Origin of the sequence: Streptomyces erythrochromogenes, from assembly GCF_036170895.1 — a bacterium.
GTDB classification, from domain to species: domain Bacteria; phylum Actinomycetota; class Actinomycetes; order Streptomycetales; family Streptomycetaceae; genus Streptomyces; species Streptomyces erythrochromogenes.
Window position 1 is genome coordinate 8,160,184 of the sequence record NZ_CP108036.1, and the last position, 22,989, is coordinate 8,183,172.

Here is a 22,989-nt window from a genome sequence, read left to right on the forward strand (position 1 = left end):
ACTGCCCTTCGGTGTGCTGGGGTTCAGGAGCCGGTGTTGACGTTCGCCGTGGCGACCGCCCCCGTGCCCGCACCCCACTTGTCGAGTGCCTTCTGGTACGAACCGTCCGCGATGCTCGCCGCCAGGGCGGCCTTGAGGGCGTCGCGCAGTTCGGGGTCGTCCTTGGCCACGGCGATTCCGAAGGGGCCGGCCCGGATCTGGTTGCCGACGACCTCGAAGGCGTTTCCGCCGTCGGCCTTGAGGGCCAGGTAGGCGGCCACGGGGTAGTCGTTGATCCCTGCGACGGCGCCGCCCGCCTTCACGCGCGTCTGCGCCTCGGCGTCCGTCGGGGGGAAGGGTGGGGAGGGGGCGGTGCGGGACGCCGGGCGGTCGGTCGGCCCCGCGGTCTCAGGCGACGACGCGCAGGCGCGTCACGCCCGGGTCGAGCGCACCGCGTACGTGGCCGTTCGGCGCGGCCGCGGTCCGCTGGAGGAACCGGACGACCTCGGCGGTGATGACCTCGCCCGGCAGGACGTTGGGGATGCCCGGCGGGTACGCGGCCAGCGTGTCCGCGGAGATCCGGCCGACGGCCTCCTCGGCGGCCACGACGCGGGTGGGACTCAGGAACGCCTCGCGGGCGGTGAGCTTCGTGAGGCCGGGCTCCGGCAGCCGCAGCATGCCGCCGGCGCCGTCCGGGTCGGTGAGCGGGGAGGGCAGGGTGTGCAGTGCCTCGACGAACCGGTCGGTGTCGGGGGCGGATCCCGCACCGATCACGGCGACGATCGCCGCGTCGGTTGCCACCTCGACCATGATCTGGTGGTCCCGGAAGAGTCGGCGCCGGGCCTCGTGGCCCGTGATCCCGCCGGCTCGGGTGTCGATCGCGATCCGCAGCGGATCGGCGCCGACGATGTCGGGGAAGACGTGGAATCCGTCGCTCACCACCGTGAAGCGGCCCAGCGCGCGGACGGCGCTCCGCACCCGGTCCGCGGCCCCGACACTGCCGCCCGTCGCCTCGGCGTCGGCGACCAGACTCCTCCGGGCGAGATCCAGCGACGCCGTCAGCAGGGCACTCGCGCTGGTGGACTGGACCAGCCGGAACGCCCGGTCCACGAGCGGTTCGAGCCGGTCCGCGAAGGGGCCCTCCGCCAGGTGGAGCATCGCCGACTGCGTCAGGCTGCCCGCCAGTTTGTGCGTACTGGAGGTCACCAGGTCCGCGCCCAGGGACAGCGCACGCCCGGGAAGGGCCGGATGGAAACCGAAGTGCGATCCCCACGCCTCGTCGACGATCAGCGGGACCCCCGCGGCATGGGCGGCGTCCGCGATGGCGCGGACGTCGGCGACCGCGCCGAAGTAGCTCGGCGAGACGATGTACACGGCGGCCGCGTCCGGCGTCCGCTCCAGCGCCGCCGCCACGTCCACGGCGGTCACACCGTGGGCGATGCCCTGCTCGGGGTCGACGGACGGCTGGACGAAGACGGCGTCCATGCCGGACAGCACCAGCCCGTCGATCACGCTGGAGTGCACGCTGCGCTGCACGACGAGCGTGCGCCCCAGGGCGGGGGCGACCATCGAGGCGATCTGGTTGCCCTGCGAGGCGCCGTTCGTCAGGAACCACGTGCGGTGCGCCCCCCAGGCCTCGGCCGCCAGCTCCAGGGCCCGGTCCAGCGGGGTGCCCGGGCCGAGGTCGATGCCGTCGAGCAGCGGAGGGAAGTCCAGCGCCGTGATCCTCGCCCCGAAGAAGCCGGCGAGGTCCGAGCCGGGGGTCGCGGCGTGCCCGGGGACGTTCAGCCTCAGCCAGTCCCGTCCGGCATGGCGCAGCACGGCCTCGGCGTACGGGGCGTCCAGCTGGCCGGCGGCGGTGCCGGAGGGGATGGAGGTGGGGGAGTAAGGGGTGTGCTGATCGGTCGTTCTCATGTTCACGGTGGGAGCGTGACAGCCTTCGCCCCATCGAAGAAGGATGGGCTTTTCGTTACCCCTCCATAGGATGTCTATATGCTCGACGTCAGGCATCTCCAGGTCCTGCGGTCCATCGCGCAGGAGGGCTCGCTCGCCGCGGCCGGCCGCGCACTGCACTACAGCCAGCCCACGATCACCCACCACCTCTCAGCCCTGGAAGCCCACTTCAGTGCCCGGCTCGTCCAGCGCGGGCCGCGCGGGGCCACGCTGACCGAACTCGGCGAAGCCCTGCTGCCGCACGCCGAGGCCGTACTGGAGCGACTGCGTCAGGCCGAGCTGGAGGTGCGCAGCCTCGCCGAGCGCGGCGCGCGTACGCTGCACATCGGTACGTTTCCCACGGCGGGCGCACTGCTGCTCGCGCCCGCGGTCAAGCGCCTCCACCGCCAAGGGGTGCACATCTCGCTCACCGAGGGCGAACTCCCGCTGCTGCTGCGCGGGTTGAAAGCCCGCGAGCTCGATGCAGCCCTCGTCTTCTCGCAGCCCGGCGACCGCCTCGACCTCGACGAGGACTTCGAGGTCCACCCGCTGCTGGCCGATCCGCTCCTCCTGGTCATGCCGGAGGACCACCCGTGTGCATCGCTGGACCGGGTACCCCTCGGCGAGCTGCGGGACACCGCGTGGGTGGGCGCGGCCGATCCCCACGACCCGTGCGACCGCGTGCTCGCCTGGGCGTGTGCCCAAGAGGGGTACGAGCCCCTGCATGCGATGCGCACCGACGACTACGCGGTGGTCCAGGGCCTCGTCGCGGCGGGGACGGGCGTGGCCCTCGTACCGCGGCTCGCCCTGGGACACCCCCGGCCCGACCTCGCGGTACGGTCCCTTGCCCACCCCGACCTCGCCCGCGAGATCAGCGTCGCCTTACTGCGCTCCACCTCGGCCGCCGCCGCGCAGGAGCTGATCGCGGCCCTGCAGGAACAGGCCGCCTTGATCACGGAGCGCTGGGCCGCGACGTAGCCCCCGGCCGGTGGCCGTGTGTGCGGCGGTCACCCCGCTGTTCCTCCGCGCCGGGCGTTCTCGCCGCGGCGGTGGCCCCTGGTGGAGCCGCGGGCAGGGGGGAGCCCTGCCCGCGGGCGGGTGACAGGCCTCAGCGGTGCCGGCGGCGCAGGAGCGCGAAGGCCGTGAGGATCGCGACGGCGGCGAGGGTCAGCAGGATCGCGCTCTCGACCAGTTGCAGCGGCCAGAAGTGGGATTCGGGGTGGTGGCGGATCCCGATGCGGTCGACCGGACCGGAGAAGTCCCAGACGTTCCCGCCGCGCACGGGCCCGTCGAGGGCGGGCCAGAAGCGGGGGCGGAGCACGGTGAGGGTCACCCCGACGGTCCCGACCAGGGCCAGGGCCGCGGCCATGGCGGGGACCGTGCGACCGATCACCAGGCCGGCCAGCGCGCCGACGGCGATGCCGAGGAGGGCGTAGGCCACCGCCACCGGTCCGATCGCCCCGTAGAAGGGAAAGGCGTACCAGTGGATGGGGTACCAGGTGTCCAGGGTTCCGCGCCGGATCCAAGCCGCCAGCACCGCGAATGCGGGCAGCAGGAGCAGCACGGCGGCGACCGGCACCGCCAGCCTGGCGGCGAGCCAGCGGGCCGGGCTGACCGACTGGGTCCACTGGAGTCGGTATGTTCCGGATTCCAGCTCGCGCCCGATCAGTGGGCCCGCCGCGAACGCGGCGAGGAGCAGGGGCAGCGCCGTAACGGCGAGCGCGACGAAGTGGAACACCTTCTGGAAGTACAGGCTGCGGGAGAGGAAGCCGCGGACCTGGATGCCGCAGCCGGGGACCGTCCGCTCCACCGTGCAGCCGGTCGCAGCGAGTTCCTCGGCCCATGACTGGACGTACCAGCGGCCGGCGGGCAGGGCGAGGGCGGCGAGCAGCACCAGGGCGACCGCGGCCCACAGCGCGTGGCGGTGCAGGCGGACCGTGACCCGGAAGGGGCCATGCAGATCGGAGGGCGTCATGCCGCTGCCTCCAGGTCGCCGACCGGGCCGCCGAGCGGGTCCACACCGGAAACGGCTTCGTCGAGGAGTAACAGCGTCGGCCGCTTGCCGAGGGCCAGGGCCGGAGCCGGCCGGGAACGCCGGCCGCGGGACAGAGCGCGGCCGCGTCGGGCCGGATCGGGGCCGCCGGCCTCCATGAGCGTGCCCGCGGCGACCTGGTCCCGGTCCCAGCGGCCGGGATCCACGTCGGCGCCCGTGCGCAGGGTCTCGGCGATCGTCGGCTGCGGGTGGAGCGGCTCGCCCTGGGGGACGTGGGCGATGGCCTCGCGGGCCGGGGCCGTCAGGGTGCCTTCGGTGGGCTTCAGCACACCCGCGGCCAGGGCCGGCAGGGTGGACCTGCCGGCTCCGTCGGGGCCGCTCGGGCCGCACACGCGGCCGGCGGGGAGCCTGAAGGAACAGTCCTTCAGGGTCCATCTGCCGCGGCGGAACCTCCGTTTCAGGCCGTGCGCTTCGATGGCTGCGGTCATCCTTCGTCCCCCCGGTTCGGTTCACTGTCGGATCCGCTCAGTACAGAGGTGAACAGTGCGGTGATGTCGTCCTGCTCCAGGCCGGCTTGGCGCGCCCGTGCGAGCCACTGGGCGAGTTCGGTGCGCAGCGCGGCGTCTGCGGCCCTGCCCTCGCCCAGCGTCCGCCGGACGAAGGTGCCGAGCCCCCTGCGGCCCTCCACCAGGCCCTCGCGTTCGAGCTCGCGGTAGGCCTTGAGCACGGTGTTGGGGTTGATGGCGAGTGCCTCGACCACCTCACGGGCGGTGGGCAGCCGGTCCCCGGTCTCCAGCAGGCCCAGACGCAGAGCCTGTTTGGTCTGCTGGACGATCTGGAGATACGTGGCCACACCACTGCGCCGGTCGATGCGGTACTCGATCACGCCTGCTCATCCTCCTTTCACTAAGGAAGTGGTGAAAGGGTGCGTGGTGGGCACCCCGACTGTCAATGGTTGTCAAGCCACGGGATGCGGGGACGTGCCCCGTCCGGCACGGCGGGGCCTACTGGAATCGGGCGGCGCCGTGCACAGGAGGACGGGCGCAGCCGCCCGGGATCGACGGGCACGCACATCAGGGGTCAGTCGTGGCGATGGTAGGACTGTTCTGGATCACCGAAGAATCCGTGCACCTGGGTTCCCCACCGGATGCCGAGGAGCACTACGTCCGCATCACCTCCGAGGGGGTGCAGGCGCGCGACGGGGACGGCACTCGGGCGTGGCCGTGGTCGGGACTGCGTTCCGCGGTGGTGGAGGCCGCGCCCGTGGAGGGCGAGGCGGGAGGCGGCGGGCGCTTTCTGGCAGCGGTGCTGGAAGCGGTGGTCACGCTGGGATCGAGCTACGGCGGTGGGACACCGCCGCAGATGCTCCTGGTCCTCGAATCGGACGACGGCACGGAGGAGGTGCGGGTCTGGGCGGCGGCCAAGGGCTACACCTCGCAGGAGATCGCCCTGTCCCAGCGCCTCCTGACCCGGTTCCGGGAGGGCGCGGCAGACCCAGGGACCCTCATGGCCTGGAGCCGGGACCACGGCGGTACGCCGAGACCGCCCGAGCGCGAAGCCCTCCTGCGGGAGTGGGTGGGGACGGAGAACCCCGGGACGGAAGACGGCGTCCAGCGCTGATCAAGGGCTCGACGAAGGTCACGCCCGCGTCGGCGGTGGCCCGCGTGAATGGATGCGCCGGAAGTGATGTACCGATGCAACCATCTGCGCAGTTCGAGCGTCTGCTGTGGCGAAGAAACGTTTCCAGGGGGTTTTGTCTGTGAAGTTGTCCCGGATCGCCGCAGCGGTCACCACTGCTGCTCTTGCTCCGGCCGTCCTCATCGCGTCACCGGCGTTCGCCGCCGGTTCGGACGCTCCGGCCGCCGGCAACCAGCCGGCTCCGACCACGCCGGACCAGTCCGTGCCCGACCAGGCCGAAGAGGACCGCAAGACCATCCTCGCGATCATCGCTCACCCGATGGCCAGCGAGTACATGAAGGAAGCCGGCCGCAAGGCCATCGCCGACGGCCCGCAGGCCATGAGGAAGTTCATCGAGGTAGACCAGCACAAGATCCGCATCGACGACTACCGCGTGGCCATCATGCGGCTCAGCCACGATGCGGGCCCCGCCCTGAAGGCGGGCATCGAGAAGGTCTTCCAGGGCGGGGAGACCCTGGAGCAGCTGCGCCACTTCTACGAGGTGACCCAGCACGAGCTGCGCGACGAGGACAACAAGGTCGAGATCTCCAGGCTGATCGGCACCGGCGGCTCGGCGGTCAAGGAGGCCGGGAAGAAGGCGCTCCAGGGCACCCCCGCCGACCGCACCGCCTTCCTGAAGACCGGCCGGTACCTCGCCCAGGCGTCGGACGACCGCGTCGAACTGTCCCGCATCGACGAGGGCTGGGACGGCCCGATCCTGAGCGAGGCGATCAGCAAGCTCCTCAACGGGTCGCCGACCCCGGCCGAGCTGCGTCACTTCCTGGAGGTGACCCAGCACGAGCTGCGCGACCAGGACAACAGCGTCGCGATCGCCCAGATCATCCACGGTGGCGGTCCCGAGCTCGTCAAGGCGGGCCGCGCCGCGCTCAAGGGCACGCCCGCCGACCGGGTCGAGTTCCTGAAGACGGGCCAGCACGAAGCCCGGGCGAAGGACCAGGCGGCCAAGGACCAGGCGGACAAGGAGAAGGACAAGGCCAAGGACAAGGACAAGACCGGCCCGGGCCAGGACGGCAAGGACCAGGGCCAGGGCCAGGGCAACGGCTCCGGCCAGGGCTCCGGCAACACCGCCGTCACCGCCCAGGGCGGCAACGGCGCGCCCCTCGCCACCACGGGCGCGGGCGTCAACACGACCCTGATGGCGGGCGGCGCGGGCACCGCCCTCGTCGCCGGCGCCGGTCTCCTGCTCGCCGCCCGCATGCGCCGGGCCGGCGCGAAGGGCTGACCGGGTTCGCCGTCGCACGCCTGCACCACAGGGGCCGTCACCCTCACGGGTGGCGGCCCTTGGTCGCGTTCGAACAGGCCGTGGAGCCGACGGTGCGGGCCCGACATCTCGACGGAACGGCAGACGACCTCCGGTCGATCGCAAACCGCACAGCCGGTAAAGCGTTGGCCCCTATGGAGTGAATCGTGCCAGAACCTCGTGACCCTTGGCCGGAACCTTCCATACGGTGGCCCCTCTTCGCTCATCACCACACCTGGGGGGCCGGTGCGCAACCACCGACTCGTAATGACCGCTGCCTTCGTGGCGGCCGGTCTCGGCATCATTCCGGGCACCGCGCAGGCGGCTGATCCCGTACCCGTCGCGGCCGGCGTGGCCGAGGCGATCGCCGAAGCATCCACGTCCGAGGGCTTCCACAGCCCCGCGGACCGCACGATCCGCACCACCCTGCCCGCTGCCGCCAAGGGGAAAGCCGGGGTCGGCGCCAAGAGCGCCGCACCACAGACCGCTGGGGCCGCGGCGGCCGAGCAGGCCGCACTCGACGCGGGAGCCAACCCCACCCTCGCGGTGGACGTCAGCGGCACCAGCTACACCGCGCACGGGATCGAGCTCACCACCCTGATCACGAGCGCCGACTTCGCGCTCGACGTCGCCATCGACTGGGGCGACGGGAAGACCGACACGGTCACCGCCCAGGGCAACGCCGAACTGCACCACTCGCACACGTACGACAAGTCCGGCGAGTACCAGGTGAAGGTGACGGTGACCGACACCGCCAACGCCGTCCAGGCCACCAACGGCGGGGCCTTCCTCACCCCCGGCGCCGACTTCACCCCGCACGCCCCGACCCGGCTCCTCGACACCCGCAACGGCACCGGCTCGCCCGTGGGCAAGGTCGCCGGCCAGGGCTCCGCCCGGGTCAAGGTGGCCGGCAACGCCTCCGTCCCGGCCGGCGTCACCGCGGTCGCCCTCAACGTCACCGTCACCGAGACCGTCGACAGCGGGCACGTGACCGCGTGGCCCGGAGCGGGCTACGAGCGCCCGATCACCTCGAACCTGAACTACACGGCCGGCCACTCCGTCCCGAACCTGGTGATCGTGCCGGTGGGCGAGGACGGCTACGTGGAGCTCTTCAACGGCGGCTGGAGCTCGGTGGACCTCATCGCCGACGTCACGGGCTACTTCACCCGGGCCTCGGACAGCGGCTACACCTCGATGACGCCCGCCCGCTTCGTGGACACCCGTGAGGGCACGGGCACGTCCAAGGGCATGCTCGCCTCCCGCAGCGCCTTCACGACCCGCATCGGCGGCCTGCAAGGAGTGCCCGAGAACATCACGGCCGTGGCACTGAACGTCACGGTGACCGAACCCCAGGGGCCGGGCCACCTGACCGCCTTCTCCGGCACCGGCCCCGTCCCGACGGCGTCGAACCTGAACTTCGTGCCCGGCCAGACGGTGGCCAACGCCGTGATCGTGCCGGTGGCCGCGGACGGAACGATCAAGATCTTCAACGGGGCCTGGTCGCCGACCCACGTGGTGGTCGACGTCGTCGGCTACTACAGCAAGGAGAGCAAGGCCGCCTTCCTGCCCTTCACCCCGTTCCGGACGCTGGACACCCGGGAGGAGGCGTACGGATGGCCCGGCGGCAGGTTCCGGGCCCGGGAGTACATCACGCAGGGCTTCACCCCCGACAGCGAGACCCCGACGGGTGTCGAGGCCTACGTGCTGAACGCCACCGTCACCGAGACCGGCGGCACCGGATTCCTCTCGGTGGCGCCGAGCCCCTACGCGCTGCCGGCGGAGGGCGGGCCGGCCGCACCCGCCGCGGCGCGCCCCGGCTCCTCCACCCTGAACTGGACGGCCGGCACGACCGTGCCGAACCTGGTGCAGGCGAGCGACGGCGACCACGGCGTCATCGACTTCTGGAACCAGGGCCACGAGGACGCCGACCTGGTGCTCGACGTCTTCGGCGTCTACCAGACGAAGTGACCCCCGGGGGTGGCGCGCACGGGCGCGTCACCCCTCCCGCAGGGTCTACACGCCGGCCGGCAGGACGTGGTCGCCGGTCTTGTCGGTGCTCAGGCACAGCGAGCAGACCACCGCCTCGTGGGTGACGCAGGCCGTGAGGTCGGGACGCTCGTAGGACTGGTGGCAGACGTGGCAGTCGAGGGTGGCCCCGCTCGGGTTGCCGTCGGCGTCCAGCAGGGGCTCGGCGATGCCGTCGTCGGTGCGGCGCAGGTAGTAGCGGCCCCGGGTGACCACGGCCATCAACGGGGTGAGCACGAAGGCGATGACCGCCGCGGCCACGGGCGAGTACGGCTGGAGGGTGTCGCCGAGGAGGTGGAAGTACATGGCGATCGACAGGCCCGACGCGGCGACGAAGGCCACGACCCCGACCGGATTGACCGCGTGCAGCATGCCGCGGCGGAACTCCGGCTGGAGCGGGGACAGCTTCAGCACGTACTTGTTGACGCCGATGTCGGTGGCCACGGTGACCACCCACGCGATCGCGCAGTTCGAGTAGAAGCCCAGGACGCCGTTGAGGAAGCTGAACATGTCGGCCTCCATCAGCACGAGTGCGAAGGCCAGGTTGACCAGGACGAAGACCATGCGGCCGGGGTAGTGCCCGGTGACGCGGGTGAAGGAGTTCGTCCAGGCCAGCGATCCGGAGTACGCGTTCGTCACGTTGATCTTGATCTGACTGATGACCACCAGGACCACGGCCAGCGGGATGACCAGCCAGGACGGCATCATCGCCTCGAAGGCGCCGCGGAACTGCTGGATGGGCTCCGGAGCGGCGACCGGCCCGACCTCGGCGAGGATGTAGACGGCGAGGAAGACGCCGATGGCCTGCTTGAGCGCACCGAGGACGACCCAGCCCGGTCCGGCCATGACCACGGCGGTCCACCAGGCGCGCTTGTTCGCCTCGGTCCTGGGCGGCATGAAGCGCAGGTAGTCGATCTGTTCGCCGATCTGCGCGATCAAGGACAGGCAGACACCCGCTCCGAGCATGACGGAGGCGGTGTTGACGGCGCCGTCGCCGTCCGTGCCGGGGTAGGCCAGGAAGCGGTCGACCGTGCCGGGGTCGTTGGCGATCAGGTAGACCAGCGGAGCGACCATGAGCAGCAGCCAGATCGGGGTGGTCCACACCTGGAGCTTGCTGAGCGCCTTCATGCCGTACACGACCAGCGGGATCACCATGAGCGTGGAGACGGCGTAGCCCAGCCACAGCGGCAGTCCGAGGCCGATTTCGAGGCCCTGCGCCATGATCGAGCCTTCGAGGGCGAAGAAGATGAAGGTGAAGCTGGCGAAGATGATGCTGGTCAGGACCGAGCCGTAGTAGCCGAATCCCGAGCCGCGGGTGATCAGGTCCAGGTCGATGTTGTAGCGCGCGCCGTAGTAGGCGAGGGGGAAGCCGGTGACGAAGATGACGACCGCTGCGAGCGCGATGGCCAGGAGCGCGTTGCTGGTCCCGTGGGCCAGGCCGATGCCGGCGCCGATGGAGAAGTCGGCCATGTAGGCGATGCCGCCGAGGGCCGTGGTGGCCACGACCATGGGGGTCCAGCGGCGGTAACTGCGGGGTGCGAAGCGGAGGGTGTAGTCCTCCAGCGTCTCCTTGACCGCCTGGTCGGCAGTGGTCTCGGCCCTGCCGGCCGCGTCGGCTGCGCCGGCCGTGTCGGCCTTGTCCGTTCTCGGCCGTGGTGACTCGGTGGTGCTCATGCCACGCCTCCCGGTGGGGCTGGGTGCAGGTGCTGCGACGACGTGCGGAGCCCCGTGTGACGCCATTGGCAGGACGGGGAGTGACGGGCCGTCATGAGGGGTCTCCGACGACCCGGTTCAAGGCGTTGGTCCTACGGACGGTCACGGTAGGAAGCGGTTGTTACCCCGGGTGCGCGATGCGGTGAACACCGTGTTGCCGCAGGCGACGAGGCTGTTACGCACACCGCGCGCAGCCCCTGTCAGTGGGTGCGTCTAGCGTTGCGCCATGATCTGGACCGCCATCGAGGACACCCTCCCGCCCGTGCCTCCCGCGCGGCGGCTCGACGCCGCGCCCGAGGGGCTCGCCGAGACCGTCGGGCTGACGGCGGCCCACCTCGACTCCCGTGCTCACACCGTTGAGGACTTCGAGCGCTCCCTCGACGGGCTGGTACGGCACGCCCACCGCGACCGCTACCCGCTCGCGCGCGCCCTCTCCTCCGCCCTGGGCCACCGCTACAAGGAGCAGGAGATCGAGGCGCAGCGCCTGGGCGGCGTGGACGCCGTGGTGGCCTCGCTGTTGTGGCTGGTCCCGGGTTACAGCCTCAAGCCCGAGTACGTGCGCCGCCATCGGGGGCACGAGGAGTGCGCGCAGGAAGGCCTGGAGCTGGTGATCGCCGCGCGGCTGCGCGAGGTCGGGTACACGCTCATGTCCAAGGACCCGCTGCCGTTCCTGCTGTCCACGCCCACCTGGGACACGGGCGCGCTGGAGGCGGCTGAACTGGTCGAACGGCTCACCGAGTACCGGCGGCTGGGCGTCCGGCCCGGCCCGGCCGACTTCGGGCAGGCGCTGCTGCGCATACGCCGCGGCGACCCCGCGGCCGGGGCGGCCGCCGAAGCCGCGGCCCGCCTCGGCACCGCCGAAGGCGCCCGGCTCGCCGCCTGGCTCGGGCCGGACGGCGCACCGGCCCCGGCGCTGCGCCGCGTCGTCGAACCCGACCCACAGGTACACAGGGCCTGGCAGCGGATCGGCACCACCGCCGCACAGGTCGCCTTTCTCACCGGTGAACGGCCGGCCCTGCAGCGGGAGTTCCCGGAATCCTTCCACTGGCTGGGCCGCCCGCACGAGGGATTCACCCAGTGCTACCACTGGCACCAGGGCCACGCCGTACGGGCGTCGGTGCTGCCCGAGGACCGGGACACCCAGGCCGCGTGGCTCCTGCCGCACATCACACTGGCCGCGACCGCCGACGACCACGGCGGCGCGTGGATGCTGCCGCACCTCGCCCTGCTGGGCGGGCCCGCGGGGCCGGCCCTGCACGCCGCCGTGGCGGCGGGACTGGGCGGCCGGTACGCGGACAGCCGCCGCCCGGCGGTGGAGGCACTGCTGGCGCTGGCCGCCCGGGGCGAGCTCGACGCCCCGCTGCTCGGCCGCGAGCTCGCCGCCATGACGGCGCTGGGCACGGTCAAGCCCAACCGGCTTGCGGACGCGGCCCGTTCCGCCGCGGCAGCGGGTGCGCACGCGACCGTGTGGACCGTCCTCGCCGAAGTACTCCCGGCCCTCCTGCCGTCGGTACGCGGCGCGGGCGAGGTACTGGCCGTCGCCGCCTCCTGCGCGGAACGCTCCGGAGCCACGGGCCCGGTTCCCGAAGCAGTGGCGGTGGCCGCGGCCCGGCGCGGCACGTCCGCAGTGGTCGCCGAGGCCCGCCGGCTGAGCGCCGCCCTCACCGGCGGGTGAGCCGGGCCGTCCCCCCGGCTCCTGCCGGCCACCGAAACTCAAGATCACCGACAGCGGGTCACCCCCTACGATCATGTGCATGATCGAAGGAAAGCTGGTGAGGCTGCGCGCACTGCGCGCGCAGGACGCGGAACACCACCTCAGGTGGCGCAACGACCCGCGTGGTTGACGGTACGGACGGAGCCGCGGGCGCCCAGGACGGCGGCGGCCCACAGGGCCGATGCCTCGGAGGGGTGCCAGGCCAGCGCACGGCCGGCCGCCGAGACCGCGGCCGGCCCCGGGATGTGGGGGTGGCGTCCGGCGAGGCGCCCGAGCAGGGACCGCTCGTCGATCTCCCCGTCGAGGCCGGGGCCCGCGACATGAACGGTCGTCGGGAGTCCGGTGAGGTGGCAGGCGGCGAGGGTGAGGGCGTCCCCGAACGGGCTGCACAGACCGGGCTCGTCGCCGTGCGTGAGGATGTCGCCGCCGATGTCCACGATGCGGATGCGGCCGCCCGATGCCGCGGCCGCAGCGCCGATCTGCCCGGCCAGGGCCTGCAGCCCCCGGGAGGGGTCGAGCAGCAGCAGCCGGGCCGGGAGGTCCCGGGCCAGAGCGGGAAGGGTGGATCCGGCCGGGCGTCGGGCACGCGTGGCAGGGCTGAAGGCCGGGGCGCCGCCCGCATCACGGACGAGCCCGGTGAAATGCTCCTCCCCGAGCGGGCCGTGCGTGGGATCGACCTCGGGGCGCTCCCACGCGTACGTGGCGATCAGCGCCGCCTCCGGGGCCGCGGTGAGGGTGCGAGCGGCGATCAGGGTGCCGAGGGGGTCCCCGCCCCCGCCCGCCGCGACGTACAGGTCGCTCACGCCACGCCCTCGCGCAGGTCGACGCCGTGATCCGCACGGGAGTGGCCCCCATGTTCCTGCGGGCGCGGACGTTCGCCGCGTGCAGGTTCTCGTAGTACGCGCGGTCGAGCCCCTTGACGGTCCCGGAGTAGAACATCCAGGACAGGACGTCGCGGTACTTGAAGCCCCTGGGGGTGAGCCGGATGCGGCGGCCGAGCCGGTGCAGGAGGCCGTTGTCCTCGGCGGCGTCCAGGATCGGCTCGAACTCCTCGGCGTGCGCCGCGTCGGCGTGCGCCGCGAACACCGCGAGTTCACCGCGAACGGCCCGGACGTACGCCACCTGGCCCTCGCGGACTGCGCCGAGGACGCCGGGGTCCTGCTCGCCGGCCACCAGCAGGACCACGGCCACGACCAGGACGGCATCGACGCGATGACCGCCCTGCTCAAACGCCAGGCGGCGGCGATGGGCAGCGCCGCACGCGTGGTGGCCGCCTGCGACGGCCCGCGCATGGCCGGCTTCTGCCTGTACTACAACTACGCGTCCACCACGTGGATCCGCGCGGTCGCCGTCGACCGCACCCGCGCCGCACCCCACCTGTACTTCAACCTCATGTACTACCTGCCCATCCAGGACGCCTACGCCCACGGCTCGACGGCCCTGCACGCAGGAATGACGACCGTCGAGGCCAAGCGCCGCCGCGGCGCCGTCGTCACGGGCCTGACGCCCTGGCCGACCGGCAGCGGCCGGCCCCGAAGGCATGAAACGGGCACACGGTCCGGTGGCGCCCGGCGGAAGGTGTACCTGGGTACACCCCGCTTCGGCAGCCACGTACAAGGACCGGCCGGACCCCTGACGGCAGAGTCGGTGCGGGGCGTGACGAGCACGCCCCGCACCGGACCACGGGGAGGCCAGACGGCATGCCGGAGCACGAACAGCACCAGCAGCAGGCACACGAGCAGGGGCGTCGGCGGCCGCCGCGGACGGCATGGGCGGCGCAAGCAGGGGTGTTCCTCGCGGTCGCCTTCCTTGCGGCGGGGATGTGCGGAGCCCTCCAGCCCGCGACCGGCATCCCGCCCGAGGTGGTGCAACTGACGCAGTTCGGGCCCGCCGTCGCCGTGGCCGCCGTGGCGCTGCTGTGGCCGGGCCGGATCAGGGACCGGCTCGGGGGCACCCTGCCCACCCGCGACCGGGCCGGCGCAACGACCGGGCGCCGCGCCGCCCTGCTGCTCACCCCCGTCCTGATCACCGCCCTGTGCGTAGGCGGCGGCCTCCTCACATCCGGCTCGCTCCCCGTCACCAGCCCCCGGGCCTTCGCCCACCCCCTCGCCCTGGTCGTGGCCGCCCAACTCCTCGGCGCCTGCGCCGAGGAGATCGGATGGCGCTGCTACCTCCAGCCGCTGCTGCGCACCCGCTTCGGCCCGGTCACCGCCTCCGCGCTGGTCGGGGTCGTCTGGGGCCTGTGGCACGTACCGGTCCTCGCGCAGGAGCCCGCCTTCGCCGCCGGGTTCCTGCTGGCCACCACCGCGATGTCCGTCATCCTCGGCCTGGCCCTGGAAGGCGTACGGAGCAACCGCCTGCTGCTCGCGGGCGGCTTCCACACCCTGATCAACCTCGGCATGCTGTACGTGACCGACGAGACGGCCGCGGCGACGGCGCCCATGCTGATCCTCGGAGCCGCGAGCCTGGCCGCCGCGCTCCCGTGGATCGCCGCCGCCCGCCGGACGGCGCACACGGCGCCGGATAAGATCATTGTCGCAACGGCGCCCGGAGCGCGCTGACATGACGAGGCGACAGGTGGGAATGGCGGCGCAGGGGACCAGGCGGCGGCCCGGCATCCGGGGTGTGCCGGCCGACATCGGCCGCTGCCAGCTGCTGTCCCTCGCCGCGTTCGCCGTGTCCGGGGCCGGCGCCCTCGTGATCGGGGCCCTGCTGCTCCTGCCCGTCGGCGTCGGCTTCCTCCTGCTGCCTCCCGCCGCGACGGTCCTGCGCCGGATGTCCGACCGCTACCGCGACCGGGCCGCCCGCCGGACGGGGACGGTGATCAGCCCGCCGCGACCGCTCCCACCCCTGCCCACCGGTCCAGGAGGCCGCGGCCGGCGGGCCCTCGCGCTCCTCGGCGACGCCGGGTTCTGGCACGACCTGCGCTGGGCCTGGGCGGAGCCGTGGACGGGCGCGCTGCTCGCCGCCGGGCCGCCGGCCCTCGTCTGGTACGGGCTCTTCGGCGCGGCCGTCCAGCCCTTCGTCTGGCGGCGCCTGGGCGAGGGCAACTGGTACGCCTTCGTCCTGGTCGACTCCACGACGGGGATGCTCGCCGCGCTCGTCCTCGGCCTCGGGTTCACGGCCGCCGGACTGCGTCTGGCCCCCGCCGTCCTGCGGCTGCACGCGCGCTGGAGCGGGCGGCTGCTGGCCGCCCCGTACACCACCGAACTCGTCCGCCGCATCGAGCACCTCGCCGGATCCCGCGCCGACGTCCTCGATGTCCAGGCCGCCGAACTGCGGCGCATCGAACGGGACCTGCACGACGGCGCGCAGGCCCGGCTCGTCGCCCTGGGCATGACCCTGGACGAGGCCACCCGCCTCCTCGACCACGACCTGCCGGCCGCCCGCGCCCTGCTGCAGGAGGTACGGGCCACCTCCCAGCGGGCCCTCCAGGACCTGCGCGAGCTCGTCCACGGCGTGCTGCCGCCGATCCTCGCCGACCGGGGCCTCGGCGACGCGGTGCGCTCGCTGGCCCTCGACAGCCACCTCGACGTGCACGTGGAGGCGGCCCTGCCCGGCCGGCTCCCGGCCCCCGTCGAGTCGGCCGGCTACTTCGCCGTCGCGGAGCTGCTCGCCAACGCCGCCAAGCACTCCGGCGCCCCCGAGGTCCGCATCCGCCTGGGCCACACCGCCGGCGTCCTGCGCGTGACGGTGGCCGACGAAGGCCGCGGCGGCGCCGACCCCGACGGAAGCGGCCTGCGGGGCCTGCGGCGCCGCATCGAACCCTTCGACGGAACCCTCGTCCTGCACAGCCCGCGGGGCGGCCCGACCACCGCGACCTTGGAGATACCGTGCGCGTCGTCCTTGCCGAAGACCTCTTCCTCCTCCGGGACGGGTTGACGCGCACCCTCCAGGACCACGGCTTCGACGTCATCGCAGCCGTCGACAACGGACCCGCCCTGCTCAGGACGCTCCTCCAGGAGGAGCCGGACGTGGCCGTGGTCGACATCCGGCTGCCACCCACCTTCACCGACGAAGGCCTCCAGGCGGCCTTGGAAGCCCGCCGGTCCCGGCCGGCGCTGCCGGTCCTCGTCCTGTCCCAGTACGTGGACCAGCTCTACGCGCACGAACTGCTCGCCGGAGGTGAGGGAGCCATCGGCTACCTCCTCAAGGACCGGATCACGCACACCACCCAGTTCGTCGACGCGGTACGCACCGTGGCCGCGGGCGGCACGGTGATGGACCCGCAGGTCATCGCACGGCTGCTGGCCCGCAGCGATGCCCGCGGCACCACGGCGGAGCTCACGCCGCGCGAGCTGGACGTGCTGCGCCTCATGGCCGAGGGCCGCTCCAACGCGGCCGTCGCGGGGGCCCTGTTCATCAGCGAGAGCGCGGTCGCCAAGCACACCGCGGCCATCTTCACCAAGCTCCGGATCGAACCGTCCGCGGACGACAACCGCCGCGTCCTGGCGGTCCTGGCCTACCTGAAGCGGTAGTGGAGCCCGACGGGGGAGACCGCGGCGCCGGTTCGACCGGGGCTGTCCCGCCCGGGCTGCCGGATTCGCGCCGGGTCAGTTCGGCTCGGACGCACGCTCCTGCTGCAGCGTGCGCAGGAGGTCGAAGGCGGGGCGGTCCACCGGGCGGCCGCTGGTGTTGCCGAGGGCGATGACGGCGAGCCGCTTCTCCGGGTCGAAGCCCACGAAGGAGGAGAAGCCCCCCGTCCCGCCGTTGTGCCAGATCTGGAGGTGGGCGCCCTGCCGGGGGTGGAGGCGGTGCGCCATCCACCCGAGGTGCACCCGGGCGAAGGGGCTCGTGCGGTGCTCCACCGAGCGGCTCAGGCGGATCGCCTCGGCGAGCTCTTCGGGGCCGCCGTCCAACTGGGCCCGTACGAAGGCCACCAGGTCGGTCGCGGTCGACCGCAGGGCGCCGGCGCCCGCCAGATCGGCGAGGTGCCACGGTGAGACGGGCCGCCCGCGCCGCGCGTGGCCCTGCGCGCTGCGTCGCGAACGGGCCCCGCCCAACGTCACGACGGTGTCCGTCATGCCCAACGGGGCGCAGATCTCCAGGGTGATGAGCGACTCGTAGTCCGTACCGGCCCGGCGCGCGAGGGCAAGCCCCAGCAGTCCGGCTCCGAGATTGGAGTAGCGGAAGCGCTTGCCCGGCACGGCCCCGAGGCGCGTCCTGGCTAGTCCGGCCAGCAGGGCGTCGGCCGTGCAGTCGGCGTACGGATCCGGCTTGGACGGGTGAAGCAGGGCCGGGAGCAGCATGCCCCGGGGCAGTCGCGGCAGGCCGGAGGTGTGGGTGGCCAGGTGCTGCAGGGAGATCTGCCGGCCGTCGCGCGACGGTACGGACGTCCCGGCGGGCAGCAGATCGGCGAGCGGCTCGTCCAGCCCCGCCCGGCCGGTGGACGCCAGCCGTGCCAGGGCCAGGGCCGTGAACGGCTTCGTCACCGAACCGATCTCGAACAGGGTGTCGGGCCCGGGGGTGCGGCCGTCGTCCGCGCCGGTGCTCCCGGCGCCCCGGATCTCCACGACGTCTTCCGCCACCGCGGCCACCACCACGCCGACGTGCTTCTCGGCCAGCCGGTCCGCGGTCTGCTGGGCGAGGGTTCCGAGTTCTTGTGCCATGACGAACATCATCGCGGCGCCGATCCTTCGGCCGGTGCGCCGGGATGATGATTTCCGGCGGCCGCTACTCAGACCTGAGCAGTACGGAACCAGCCGTGCCGTCCCATGGTGCGGTCGCTGTCGGTGTCGGACACCCCGCAGGTGACCAGTTGGGCGACCTGCTGTTCGCGCAAGGTGAGGCCGTACGCGTCCGTCAGGATCCCGATGACGTGCTCGGGACGGCCGCGGGTGGTGACGGGAGCGGAAACCGGCTTGCACCGCCCTGTCGCAGGCGTGAAGCTCGCCCCCATGACCACAGACCCTGTCGTGCGTCCGGCCCGGCCGGCCGATGCCCGTGCCTTGGCCGAGCTGCGCTGGACGTTCAAGCAGGAGGACTTCGGAGGGCGAGCGCCGACCCCCGCCCGGGACGTGGCAGAGGCCGAGCGGTGGATCCGCGACCGGCTCGGCGACGGCCGTTGGCTGGCCTGGGTCGCGGAGGGCGGGGGTGGAATCCGCGGTCACGTGTTCCTCTGCCTGGTGGAGCGGATGCCGGAGCCCTACGAGGACAACAACGCGGTCGGCTACGTCACGAACTTCTTCGTCATGCCGGCGTACCGGAACAAGGGGGTCGGCTCGGCCCTCCTCGCGGCGCTCCGGGAGCATGCACGCGGCGCCGGCCTCGACGGTCTGATCGTCTGGCCGTCGGAGCGCAGCGCCCCGCTCTACCAGCGCCTCGGATTCCTGCCCCCGGAGGAACTGCTGGAGCTTCCGCTCGGCACCTGACGGACCTGCGGCCGCCGTCGGCTCCGGCGGGAGCCGCTCCCGCCGGGGTCAACGGTGCGCCGGGGCGCCGTCGCCCATGGACATCAGGCCGCGCAGTCCGTCACGGAGCATCCCGGGATCGATCCCGCCGAACAGCGCCTGCTGGGTGATGTACCCCTGGGCCGCCGCGATGAGGGTCCGCGCGATGTGTTCCGCGGGGACGTCGGAGGGAAGCATGCCCGCCTTCCGGTAGCTCTCCACGAGCCCCACCCACGCCCCGCTGATCTCCTCGTACCCGCGGCGCAGCAGGGCGGCGAGGTCCTCGTTGCGCAGGGTCTCGGTCCAGACCTGGAGCATCAGGCGGGGGAAGTCCCGGGGGCCGGCTCCGGGCTCTTCGGCCCGCACGTCCAGGATCGTGCCGAGGACCTCGGAGATCAGGAGGTCCGGGCCGGGCGGCGGGTCCTGTTCCGCCGCCGCCTCGAACGCGCCGCGGATCAGCACGAACGTCTCCTCGGCGATCGCGGCGATCAGTTCCTCCTTGCTGCGGAAGTAGCGGTAGACGGCGCCGGCGGACAGGTCCGCCTCCTTCAGCACGTCCTGCATGGACGTGGCGTGGAAGCCGTTGCGCGTGAAGCAGCGGGTTGCGCCGTCGAGGATCTGCCGGCGGCGGGCGTCGAGGTGCGCCTGGGATACACGTGCCATGCCCCCACGCTAAAACGAACATTCATTCTTGACAAGGAGGGGCGGTCGGCGCACAGTGGGCCCAGGACGTAAAACGAACGATCCTTCTCTTTGAATCGAGTCCCCGCCATGCCAGTGACACCCACCTCCCGCCACGCGGTCCCGGCCTCGCGCCGCGTCCTGGCCGTGATGGTGATGGTCCCGCTCCTTGCCGCGGTGGCCCTCTGGGCCTTCGCCTGGCCCGCCACCCGGATGGCCCCCCGCGACCTGCCCGTCGGCGTCGCCGGACCCGCTGCCGCGGCCGCACCGCTGGAGCAGCGGCTCGCCTCCCACGAGGGGGCCTTCGAGATCCACCGGTACGCCGACGAGGCCGCCGCCCGCACCGCCCTGGAGAACCGCGAGGTCTACGGCGCGGTCGTCGCCACCCCGCAGGGGCCGCACCTGCTGACCGCGTCCGCCGCGAGCCCCGCGGTTGCGCAGCTGCTGACGCAGGCCCTCACCTCCCGGGCGCCGGCCGGGGCGCAGGCCGTGCCCGTCACCGACGTGGTGCCGGCGCCCGCCGCCGACGCCCGCGGCACCGGCTTCGGCGCCAGCGTCCTGCCCCTCGCCCTCGCCGGGGTCGCGGCCGGAGCCCTCGTCTCCCTCAGCGGACTGCGCGGCGGCCGCGCCGCCACCGCCGTACTCGGCGCAGCGACCCTCGTCGGCCTGACCGGAGCCGCGCTCGCGCACAGCTGGCTGGGCGTCCTCACCGGCAACTGGTGGGCCGAGGCGGGGGTCCTCGCCCTGACCGTCGCGGCCATCGCCGGCGGCGTCGCGGGGCTCCACGCCCTTCTCGGCAAGGCGGGCATCGGCCTCGGCGTCCTGCTGATCGTCCTGCTCGGCAATCCGTTCTCCGGCGCCGCGGGGGCGCCGCAGCTGCTGCCCGAGCCCGCCGGGCTCATCGGTCAGTGGCTGCCGCCCGGCGCGGGCAGCTCCCTGCTCCGCTCGGTCGCCTTCTTCGACGGCGCCGCCGCGGCCGGGCCCGCGCTGGTCCTGTCCGTGTGGGCCGTGCTGGGCGTGACCGCCATCGTGTTCGCCGGTCGCCGTTCCGCCCCGGGCGCCCCGGCTGCCTCGTCCCTCCCGGCGCCCTCGGCCCCGGCGCCGGTGGATTCGGCTCCGGCCCCCGCTCCCCGGTCGTGACGCCGGACCCGGTATCCCCGTACCGTATTCATGAAGGTATTCACGGGTGCATACTCGGGTCATGGCAGACACGACTGTGAAGATCGACTCGGCGACCCGGGACCGGTTCGCCGCGGTGGCCGCCGCCCGGGGCATGAGCGTCCGCGCCTATCTGGCGGAGCTGGCCATCGAGGAGGAGAACCAGCTCGCACTGGGGAGGGCGACGGCCGTGTTCCGCGAGGTCGTCGGCCGGCCGGGCATCGCGGAGGCGTTCGACCGTGAGTTCGGCGGGCTGCCGCCGTCCGCCCGCGCGGACCGGGCGGCCTGATCTTGGAGCTGCACATCGACATCCGGTGGCTCCTGGACCGGCAGGAAGAACTCCTCGGCCAGGACCTCGGCGTGCTCGACTACTCGGGCCTGGTCGCCGCCGTCGCACGGCACCGCGTGAACACGCCCGCGCTGGCGACCGACCCACCCGACGCGTACTGGCGGGCAGCGGCACTGCTGGAGCAGATCGTGCTGCTGCGCCCGCTGCCCGCCAGGAACGAGTACTTCGGCTACGGCGTCGCCGTGGCCTACATCAGGGCCTCGGGCAAGGACGTGGACACGGCCTTCGAGCCGTGGCGGGACCTGATCACCGACATCCGCGGCCTGCGGCTGAACGTGTACGACGTTGCCGACCGGCTGCGCGCGATGCGCCCGGATTCCTGACCGGGGACGTGCCGGCCGCGGGGTTGCCCGAGACCGGTCAGGAATGGAGAAGCCACGGCCGCCGTGCGCCGCCTAGCGTGAGGGACATGACAACCACCACGCACACCGCGGCCCACACGTCCCCCGCCTCCCTCGCGTCCGTCACCCTCGAAGTGGCCGACCTGGAGGCCGCCCGCCGCTTCTACGGCGCCTTCGGCGTCGAGGCGTACGTACGCCTGCGGGCCTCCGACGCGCACTCCACCGGATTCCGCGGATTCACCCTGGGGCTCACCGTGTCCGGCCCCGCCACCGTCGACGGCTTCGTCGCGGCCGCGGTGGACGCCGGCGCCGCGGTGCTGAAGCCCGCCGCGAAGTCCCTGTGGGGCTACGGCGGCGTCGTCCAGGCCCCCGACGGGACGATCTGGAAGATCGCCACCTCGGCGAGGAAGGACACCGGTCCCGCCACCCGCGAGATCGACGAGGTCGTCCTGCTGATCGGCGTCGAGGACGTCAAGGCCACCCGGCAGTTCTACGTCGGGCGCGGCCTGACCGTGGCCAAGAGCTTCGGCGGCAAGTACGCCGAGTTCGCAGCCGGCGAGTCCGGCCCCGTCAAGCTGGCGCTGTACAAGCGCCGCGCCCTGGCCAAGGACCTCGGCGTCCCCGCCGACGGCACGGGCTCGCACCGCATCGTCCTCGGCGGCACTCCCGACGCCTTCACCGACCCGGACGGGTTCGCCTGGGAGGCCCCCGAGCCGCCCGCCCCGGCGCAGTCCTGACTCCCGGCCGGGCGGGGCCGGGTCAGGCCGCGCACGGCACCACGCGCGCGTTGTCGACGTACAGGCACAGCGCCCCGTCCTCGGGGCACCGCAGGCCGACCGAGACGCCCCGCAGCGCCCCGTCCGCGGCGAAGGCCAGGGCGACCGCCACGTGGAACACGTCGTGTCCCGCGGGGCAGCGGGGCAGGTCCGGCGGTTCGAAGCCCGGGCCCGGCGAGGCGGGCGGCAGCGGGACCTCGGAGGCCTCCAGTCGCCACGGGTAGTCGGCGGCGGGGTGCGCGTACCCGTCGGTGATGCCGAGCGGAATGCAGCAACCCACGCAGAAGCACTCGCCCTTGGCGACCTCGAACTCTTCCCCGGGACCGCACGTCTCGCACTCGGCGACCAGGATCTCGACGCGTCCGCCCGGTTCCGGGCGGACGGCATCCCGCAGCAGGCGCAGTACGTCCTCGGGGCCTGCGGAGGGCTCACCCGCCGTTCCGTGCGTCCAGGCGATCTCATGATCCATGGTGTGGATCCTCGCACGCAGCCCCGTGAGGTGATCATTTCGCGGGACGAAAATCAGCGGTGGGGGAGCGGCCGGACTGCTTGGATGCAGCCATGACCACTGATCTTCCCGCTGAATACGAGATATCCGCCGACTCCGCCAGGATCGATGCCGCCCTGGTCCACCGATGGCTGTCGCAGGACGCTTACTGGGCCCGTGACCGGTCCCGGGAGAAGCAGGACCGGGCCATCGCCGGTTCCCTGAACTTCGGCGTCTACGAGCGGGCCTCCGGTCAGCAGGTCGGCTATGCCCGCGTCGTGACCGACAAGGCCGACTTCGCCTGGCTCTGCGACGTGTACATCTCCCCGCAGGTGCGCGGCAAGGGAATCGGAACCGCGCTCGTGACCGCGGTGCGCGACCACCTCGCCCCGTACAACCTGCGCCGCATCCTGCTGGCCACCGCGGACGCGCACGAGATCTACGCCAAGATCGGCTTCGCCCCGCTGGAGGCGCCCGAGCGGTGGATGGCGCTGGGCCGGCAGTGAGCCGCCCG

25 protein-coding genes and 1 pseudogene are annotated in these 22,989 nt (G+C 73.0%); 15 read left to right on the plus strand and 11 right to left on the minus strand.

Annotation, left to right across the window (positions count from 1 at the left end; translation table 11 throughout):
• Window positions 1–23: 23 nt before the first annotated feature.
• Window positions 24–323: pseudogene (locus OHA91_RS37590) on the minus strand (substrate-binding periplasmic protein); the annotation flags it as partial.
• A gap of 64 nt (window positions 324–387) precedes the next feature.
• On the minus strand, window positions 388–1,893 hold the full coding sequence (locus OHA91_RS37595; RefSeq protein ID WP_328741217.1) for an aminotransferase class I/II-fold pyridoxal phosphate-dependent enzyme: 1,506 nt from the start codon (window positions 1,891–1,893) through the stop codon (window positions 388–390).
• A gap of 78 nt (window positions 1,894–1,971) precedes the next feature.
• Between OHA91_RS37595 and OHA91_RS37600 the strand changes: the two genes are divergently transcribed.
• Window positions 1,972–2,889, plus strand: a complete 918-nt coding sequence (locus tag OHA91_RS37600) for a LysR family transcriptional regulator (RefSeq protein WP_031153756.1) — start codon at window positions 1,972–1,974, stop codon at window positions 2,887–2,889.
• Window positions 2,890–3,019: 130 nt separating this feature from the next.
• On the opposite strand, the gene OHA91_RS37605 is transcribed toward OHA91_RS37600, so the two are convergent.
• From OHA91_RS37605 to OHA91_RS37615, 3 genes are read right to left on the minus strand one after another with little or no spacing between them, the layout of a single operon-like run.
• Window positions 3,020–3,886, minus strand: a complete 867-nt coding sequence (locus tag OHA91_RS37605; protein ID WP_328740893.1) for a hypothetical protein — start codon at window positions 3,884–3,886, stop codon at window positions 3,020–3,022.
• Complete coding sequence (locus tag OHA91_RS37610) at window positions 3,883–4,392, minus strand: ATP-binding cassette domain-containing protein (protein ID WP_328740894.1); 510 nt, start codon at window positions 4,390–4,392, stop codon at window positions 3,883–3,885. Before OHA91_RS37610 ends, OHA91_RS37605 begins: the two co-directional genes overlap by 4 nt.
• Window positions 4,389–4,790: a GntR family transcriptional regulator gene (locus OHA91_RS37615; RefSeq protein WP_031153748.1), complete on the minus strand. Its 402-nt coding sequence runs from the start codon at window positions 4,788–4,790 to the stop codon at window positions 4,389–4,391. The genes OHA91_RS37610 and OHA91_RS37615 overlap by 4 nt, the downstream gene beginning before the upstream one ends.
• 200 nt (window positions 4,791–4,990) lie before the next feature.
• Here OHA91_RS37615 and OHA91_RS37620 point away from each other — a divergent pair, with 200 nt between their 5' ends.
• From OHA91_RS37620 to OHA91_RS37630, 3 genes are all read left to right on the plus strand, one after another.
• The gene (locus OHA91_RS37620; RefSeq protein ID WP_328740896.1) at window positions 4,991–5,524 is read left to right on the plus strand and encodes a hypothetical protein; all 534 of its coding nucleotides are present in this window, start codon (window positions 4,991–4,993) and stop codon (window positions 5,522–5,524) included.
• Between the two features lie 139 nt (window positions 5,525–5,663).
• Window positions 5,664–6,824, plus strand: a complete 1,161-nt coding sequence (locus OHA91_RS37625) for an ALF repeat-containing protein (protein ID WP_328740898.1) — start codon at window positions 5,664–5,666, stop codon at window positions 6,822–6,824.
• A 285-nt stretch (window positions 6,825–7,109) separates the two neighbouring features.
• Window positions 7,110–8,810, plus strand: coding sequence for a PKD domain-containing protein (locus OHA91_RS37630; protein WP_063835578.1), 1,701 nt, complete (start codon window positions 7,110–7,112; stop codon window positions 8,808–8,810).
• A gap of 45 nt (window positions 8,811–8,855) precedes the next feature.
• Here the strand turns inward: OHA91_RS37630 and OHA91_RS37635 are convergent, their stop codons facing one another.
• The gene (locus OHA91_RS37635) at window positions 8,856–10,541 is read right to left on the minus strand and encodes a purine-cytosine permease family protein (protein ID WP_078959432.1); all 1,686 of its coding nucleotides are present in this window, start codon (window positions 10,539–10,541) and stop codon (window positions 8,856–8,858) included.
• A gap of 265 nt (window positions 10,542–10,806) precedes the next feature.
• On the opposite strand from OHA91_RS37635, the gene OHA91_RS37640 reads away from it, so the two are divergent.
• Window positions 10,807–12,255 carry a DUF7824 domain-containing protein gene (locus OHA91_RS37640; RefSeq protein WP_051893349.1) on the plus strand — a complete coding sequence of 483 codons (1,449 nt, stop codon included), beginning with the start codon at window positions 10,807–10,809 and terminating at the stop codon, window positions 12,253–12,255.
• Between the two features lie 140 nt (window positions 12,256–12,395).
• Here OHA91_RS37640 and OHA91_RS37645 read toward each other — a convergent pair whose 3' ends face one another.
• Complete coding sequence (locus tag OHA91_RS37645; protein WP_328740900.1) at window positions 12,396–13,097, minus strand: DUF1152 domain-containing protein; 702 nt, start codon at window positions 13,095–13,097, stop codon at window positions 12,396–12,398.
• A gap of 199 nt (window positions 13,098–13,296) precedes the next feature.
• Here OHA91_RS37645 and OHA91_RS37650 point away from each other — a divergent pair, with 199 nt between their 5' ends.
• From OHA91_RS37650 to OHA91_RS37665, 4 genes are read left to right on the plus strand one after another with little or no spacing between them, the layout of a single operon-like run.
• Window positions 13,297–14,169 (plus strand): hypothetical protein, encoded by an 873-nt coding sequence (locus OHA91_RS37650; protein ID WP_328740901.1) that lies wholly within the window; start codon window positions 13,297–13,299, stop codon window positions 14,167–14,169.
• Window positions 14,157–14,855, plus strand: coding sequence for a CPBP family intramembrane glutamic endopeptidase (locus OHA91_RS37655; protein WP_328740902.1), 699 nt, complete (start codon window positions 14,157–14,159; stop codon window positions 14,853–14,855). Before OHA91_RS37650 ends, OHA91_RS37655 begins: the two co-directional genes overlap by 13 nt.
• Window position 14,856: 1 nt before the next feature.
• The gene (locus OHA91_RS37660; RefSeq protein ID WP_328740903.1) at window positions 14,857–16,176 is read left to right on the plus strand and encodes a sensor histidine kinase; all 1,320 of its coding nucleotides are present in this window, start codon (window positions 14,857–14,859) and stop codon (window positions 16,174–16,176) included.
• The gene (locus tag OHA91_RS37665) at window positions 16,128–16,772 is read left to right on the plus strand and encodes a response regulator transcription factor (RefSeq protein ID WP_328740904.1); all 645 of its coding nucleotides are present in this window, start codon (window positions 16,128–16,130) and stop codon (window positions 16,770–16,772) included. The genes OHA91_RS37660 and OHA91_RS37665 overlap by 49 nt, the downstream gene beginning before the upstream one ends.
• 75 nt (window positions 16,773–16,847) lie before the next feature.
• Here the strand turns inward: OHA91_RS37665 and OHA91_RS37670 are convergent, their stop codons facing one another.
• Together OHA91_RS37670 and OHA91_RS37675 are read right to left on the minus strand one after the other, a co-directional pair.
• Entirely contained in the window at window positions 16,848–17,903 is a 1,056-nt protein-coding gene (locus tag OHA91_RS37670; RefSeq protein WP_266504574.1) for a serine hydrolase domain-containing protein, read from the minus strand.
• A 68-nt stretch (window positions 17,904–17,971) separates the two neighbouring features.
• The gene (locus tag OHA91_RS37675; protein ID WP_328740905.1) at window positions 17,972–18,193 is read right to left on the minus strand and encodes a hypothetical protein; all 222 of its coding nucleotides are present in this window, start codon (window positions 18,191–18,193) and stop codon (window positions 17,972–17,974) included.
• On the opposite strand from OHA91_RS37675, the gene OHA91_RS37680 reads away from it, so the two are divergent.
• Complete coding sequence (locus OHA91_RS37680) at window positions 18,192–18,665, plus strand: GNAT family N-acetyltransferase (protein WP_328740906.1); 474 nt, start codon at window positions 18,192–18,194, stop codon at window positions 18,663–18,665. The genes OHA91_RS37675 and OHA91_RS37680 overlap by 2 nt on opposite strands.
• Before the next feature lie 48 nt (window positions 18,666–18,713).
• On the opposite strand, the gene OHA91_RS37685 is transcribed toward OHA91_RS37680, so the two are convergent.
• Window positions 18,714–19,346 carry a TetR/AcrR family transcriptional regulator gene (locus OHA91_RS37685; protein ID WP_031153720.1) on the minus strand — a complete coding sequence of 211 codons (633 nt, stop codon included), beginning with the start codon at window positions 19,344–19,346 and terminating at the stop codon, window positions 18,714–18,716.
• Between the two features lie 108 nt (window positions 19,347–19,454).
• On the opposite strand from OHA91_RS37685, the gene OHA91_RS37690 reads away from it, so the two are divergent.
• The 4 genes from OHA91_RS37690 (at window position 19,455) to OHA91_RS37705 (ending at window position 21,949) form a co-directional block, all read left to right on the plus strand.
• The gene (locus OHA91_RS37690) at window positions 19,455–20,504 is read left to right on the plus strand and encodes an ABC transporter permease (RefSeq protein WP_328740907.1); all 1,050 of its coding nucleotides are present in this window, start codon (window positions 19,455–19,457) and stop codon (window positions 20,502–20,504) included.
• A gap of 61 nt (window positions 20,505–20,565) precedes the next feature.
• Window positions 20,566–20,811: a hypothetical protein gene (locus OHA91_RS37695; protein ID WP_031153716.1), complete on the plus strand. Its 246-nt coding sequence runs from the start codon at window positions 20,566–20,568 to the stop codon at window positions 20,809–20,811.
• Window positions 20,812–20,813: 2 nt separating this feature from the next.
• A complete protein-coding gene (locus OHA91_RS37700) occupies window positions 20,814–21,194 on the plus strand; it encodes a hypothetical protein (RefSeq protein ID WP_031153714.1) in 381 nt (126 codons plus the stop codon).
• A gap of 86 nt (window positions 21,195–21,280) precedes the next feature.
• Complete coding sequence (locus OHA91_RS37705) at window positions 21,281–21,949, plus strand: VOC family protein (RefSeq protein WP_031153712.1); 669 nt, start codon at window positions 21,281–21,283, stop codon at window positions 21,947–21,949.
• A gap of 22 nt (window positions 21,950–21,971) precedes the next feature.
• Here the strand turns inward: OHA91_RS37705 and OHA91_RS37710 are convergent, their stop codons facing one another.
• A complete protein-coding gene (locus tag OHA91_RS37710; RefSeq protein WP_031153710.1) occupies window positions 21,972–22,457 on the minus strand; it encodes a hypothetical protein in 486 nt (161 codons plus the stop codon).
• Window positions 22,458–22,549: 92 nt separating this feature from the next.
• Here OHA91_RS37710 and OHA91_RS37715 point away from each other — a divergent pair, with 92 nt between their 5' ends.
• The gene (locus OHA91_RS37715) at window positions 22,550–22,981 is read left to right on the plus strand and encodes a GNAT family N-acetyltransferase (protein ID WP_031153707.1); all 432 of its coding nucleotides are present in this window, start codon (window positions 22,550–22,552) and stop codon (window positions 22,979–22,981) included.
• The last annotated feature ends 8 nt before the right edge of the window (window positions 22,982–22,989 follow it).

Coding starts and splice junctions, on each gene's coding strand:
- OHA91_RS37660 (WP_328740903.1), top strand. CDS start 14,857: ATGACGAGGCGACAGGTGGGAATGGCGGCGCAGGGGACCAGGCGGCGG.
- OHA91_RS37685 (WP_031153720.1), bottom strand. CDS start 19,346: ATGGCACGTGTATCCCAGGCGCACCTCGACGCCCGCCGCCGGCAGATC.
- OHA91_RS37640 (WP_051893349.1), top strand. CDS start 10,807: ATGATCTGGACCGCCATCGAGGACACCCTCCCGCCCGTGCCTCCCGCG.
- OHA91_RS37605 (WP_328740893.1), bottom strand. CDS start 3,886: ATGACGCCCTCCGATCTGCATGGCCCCTTCCGGGTCACGGTCCGCCTG.
- OHA91_RS37715 (WP_031153707.1), top strand. CDS start 22,550: ATGACCACTGATCTTCCCGCTGAATACGAGATATCCGCCGACTCCGCC.
- OHA91_RS37600 (WP_031153756.1), top strand. CDS start 1,972: ATGCTCGACGTCAGGCATCTCCAGGTCCTGCGGTCCATCGCGCAGGAG.
- OHA91_RS37635 (WP_078959432.1), bottom strand. CDS start 10,541: ATGAGCACCACCGAGTCACCACGGCCGAGAACGGACAAGGCCGACACG.
- OHA91_RS37675 (WP_328740905.1), bottom strand. CDS start 18,193: ATGGGGGCGAGCTTCACGCCTGCGACAGGGCGGTGCAAGCCGGTTTCC.
- OHA91_RS37690 (WP_328740907.1), top strand. CDS start 19,455: ATGCCAGTGACACCCACCTCCCGCCACGCGGTCCCGGCCTCGCGCCGC.
- OHA91_RS37670 (WP_266504574.1), bottom strand. CDS start 17,903: ATGGCACAAGAACTCGGAACCCTCGCCCAGCAGACCGCGGACCGGCTG.
- OHA91_RS37680 (WP_328740906.1), top strand. CDS start 18,192: ATGACCACAGACCCTGTCGTGCGTCCGGCCCGGCCGGCCGATGCCCGT.
- OHA91_RS37595 (WP_328741217.1), bottom strand. CDS start 1,893: ATGAGAACGACCGATCAGCACACCCCTTACTCCCCCACCTCCATCCCC.
- OHA91_RS37695 (WP_031153716.1), top strand. CDS start 20,566: ATGGCAGACACGACTGTGAAGATCGACTCGGCGACCCGGGACCGGTTC.
- OHA91_RS37705 (WP_031153712.1), top strand. CDS start 21,281: ATGACAACCACCACGCACACCGCGGCCCACACGTCCCCCGCCTCCCTC.
- OHA91_RS37610 (WP_328740894.1), bottom strand. CDS start 4,392: ATGACCGCAGCCATCGAAGCGCACGGCCTGAAACGGAGGTTCCGCCGC.
- OHA91_RS37630 (WP_063835578.1), top strand. CDS start 7,110: ATGACCGCTGCCTTCGTGGCGGCCGGTCTCGGCATCATTCCGGGCACC.
- OHA91_RS37710 (WP_031153710.1), bottom strand. CDS start 22,457: ATGGATCATGAGATCGCCTGGACGCACGGAACGGCGGGTGAGCCCTCC.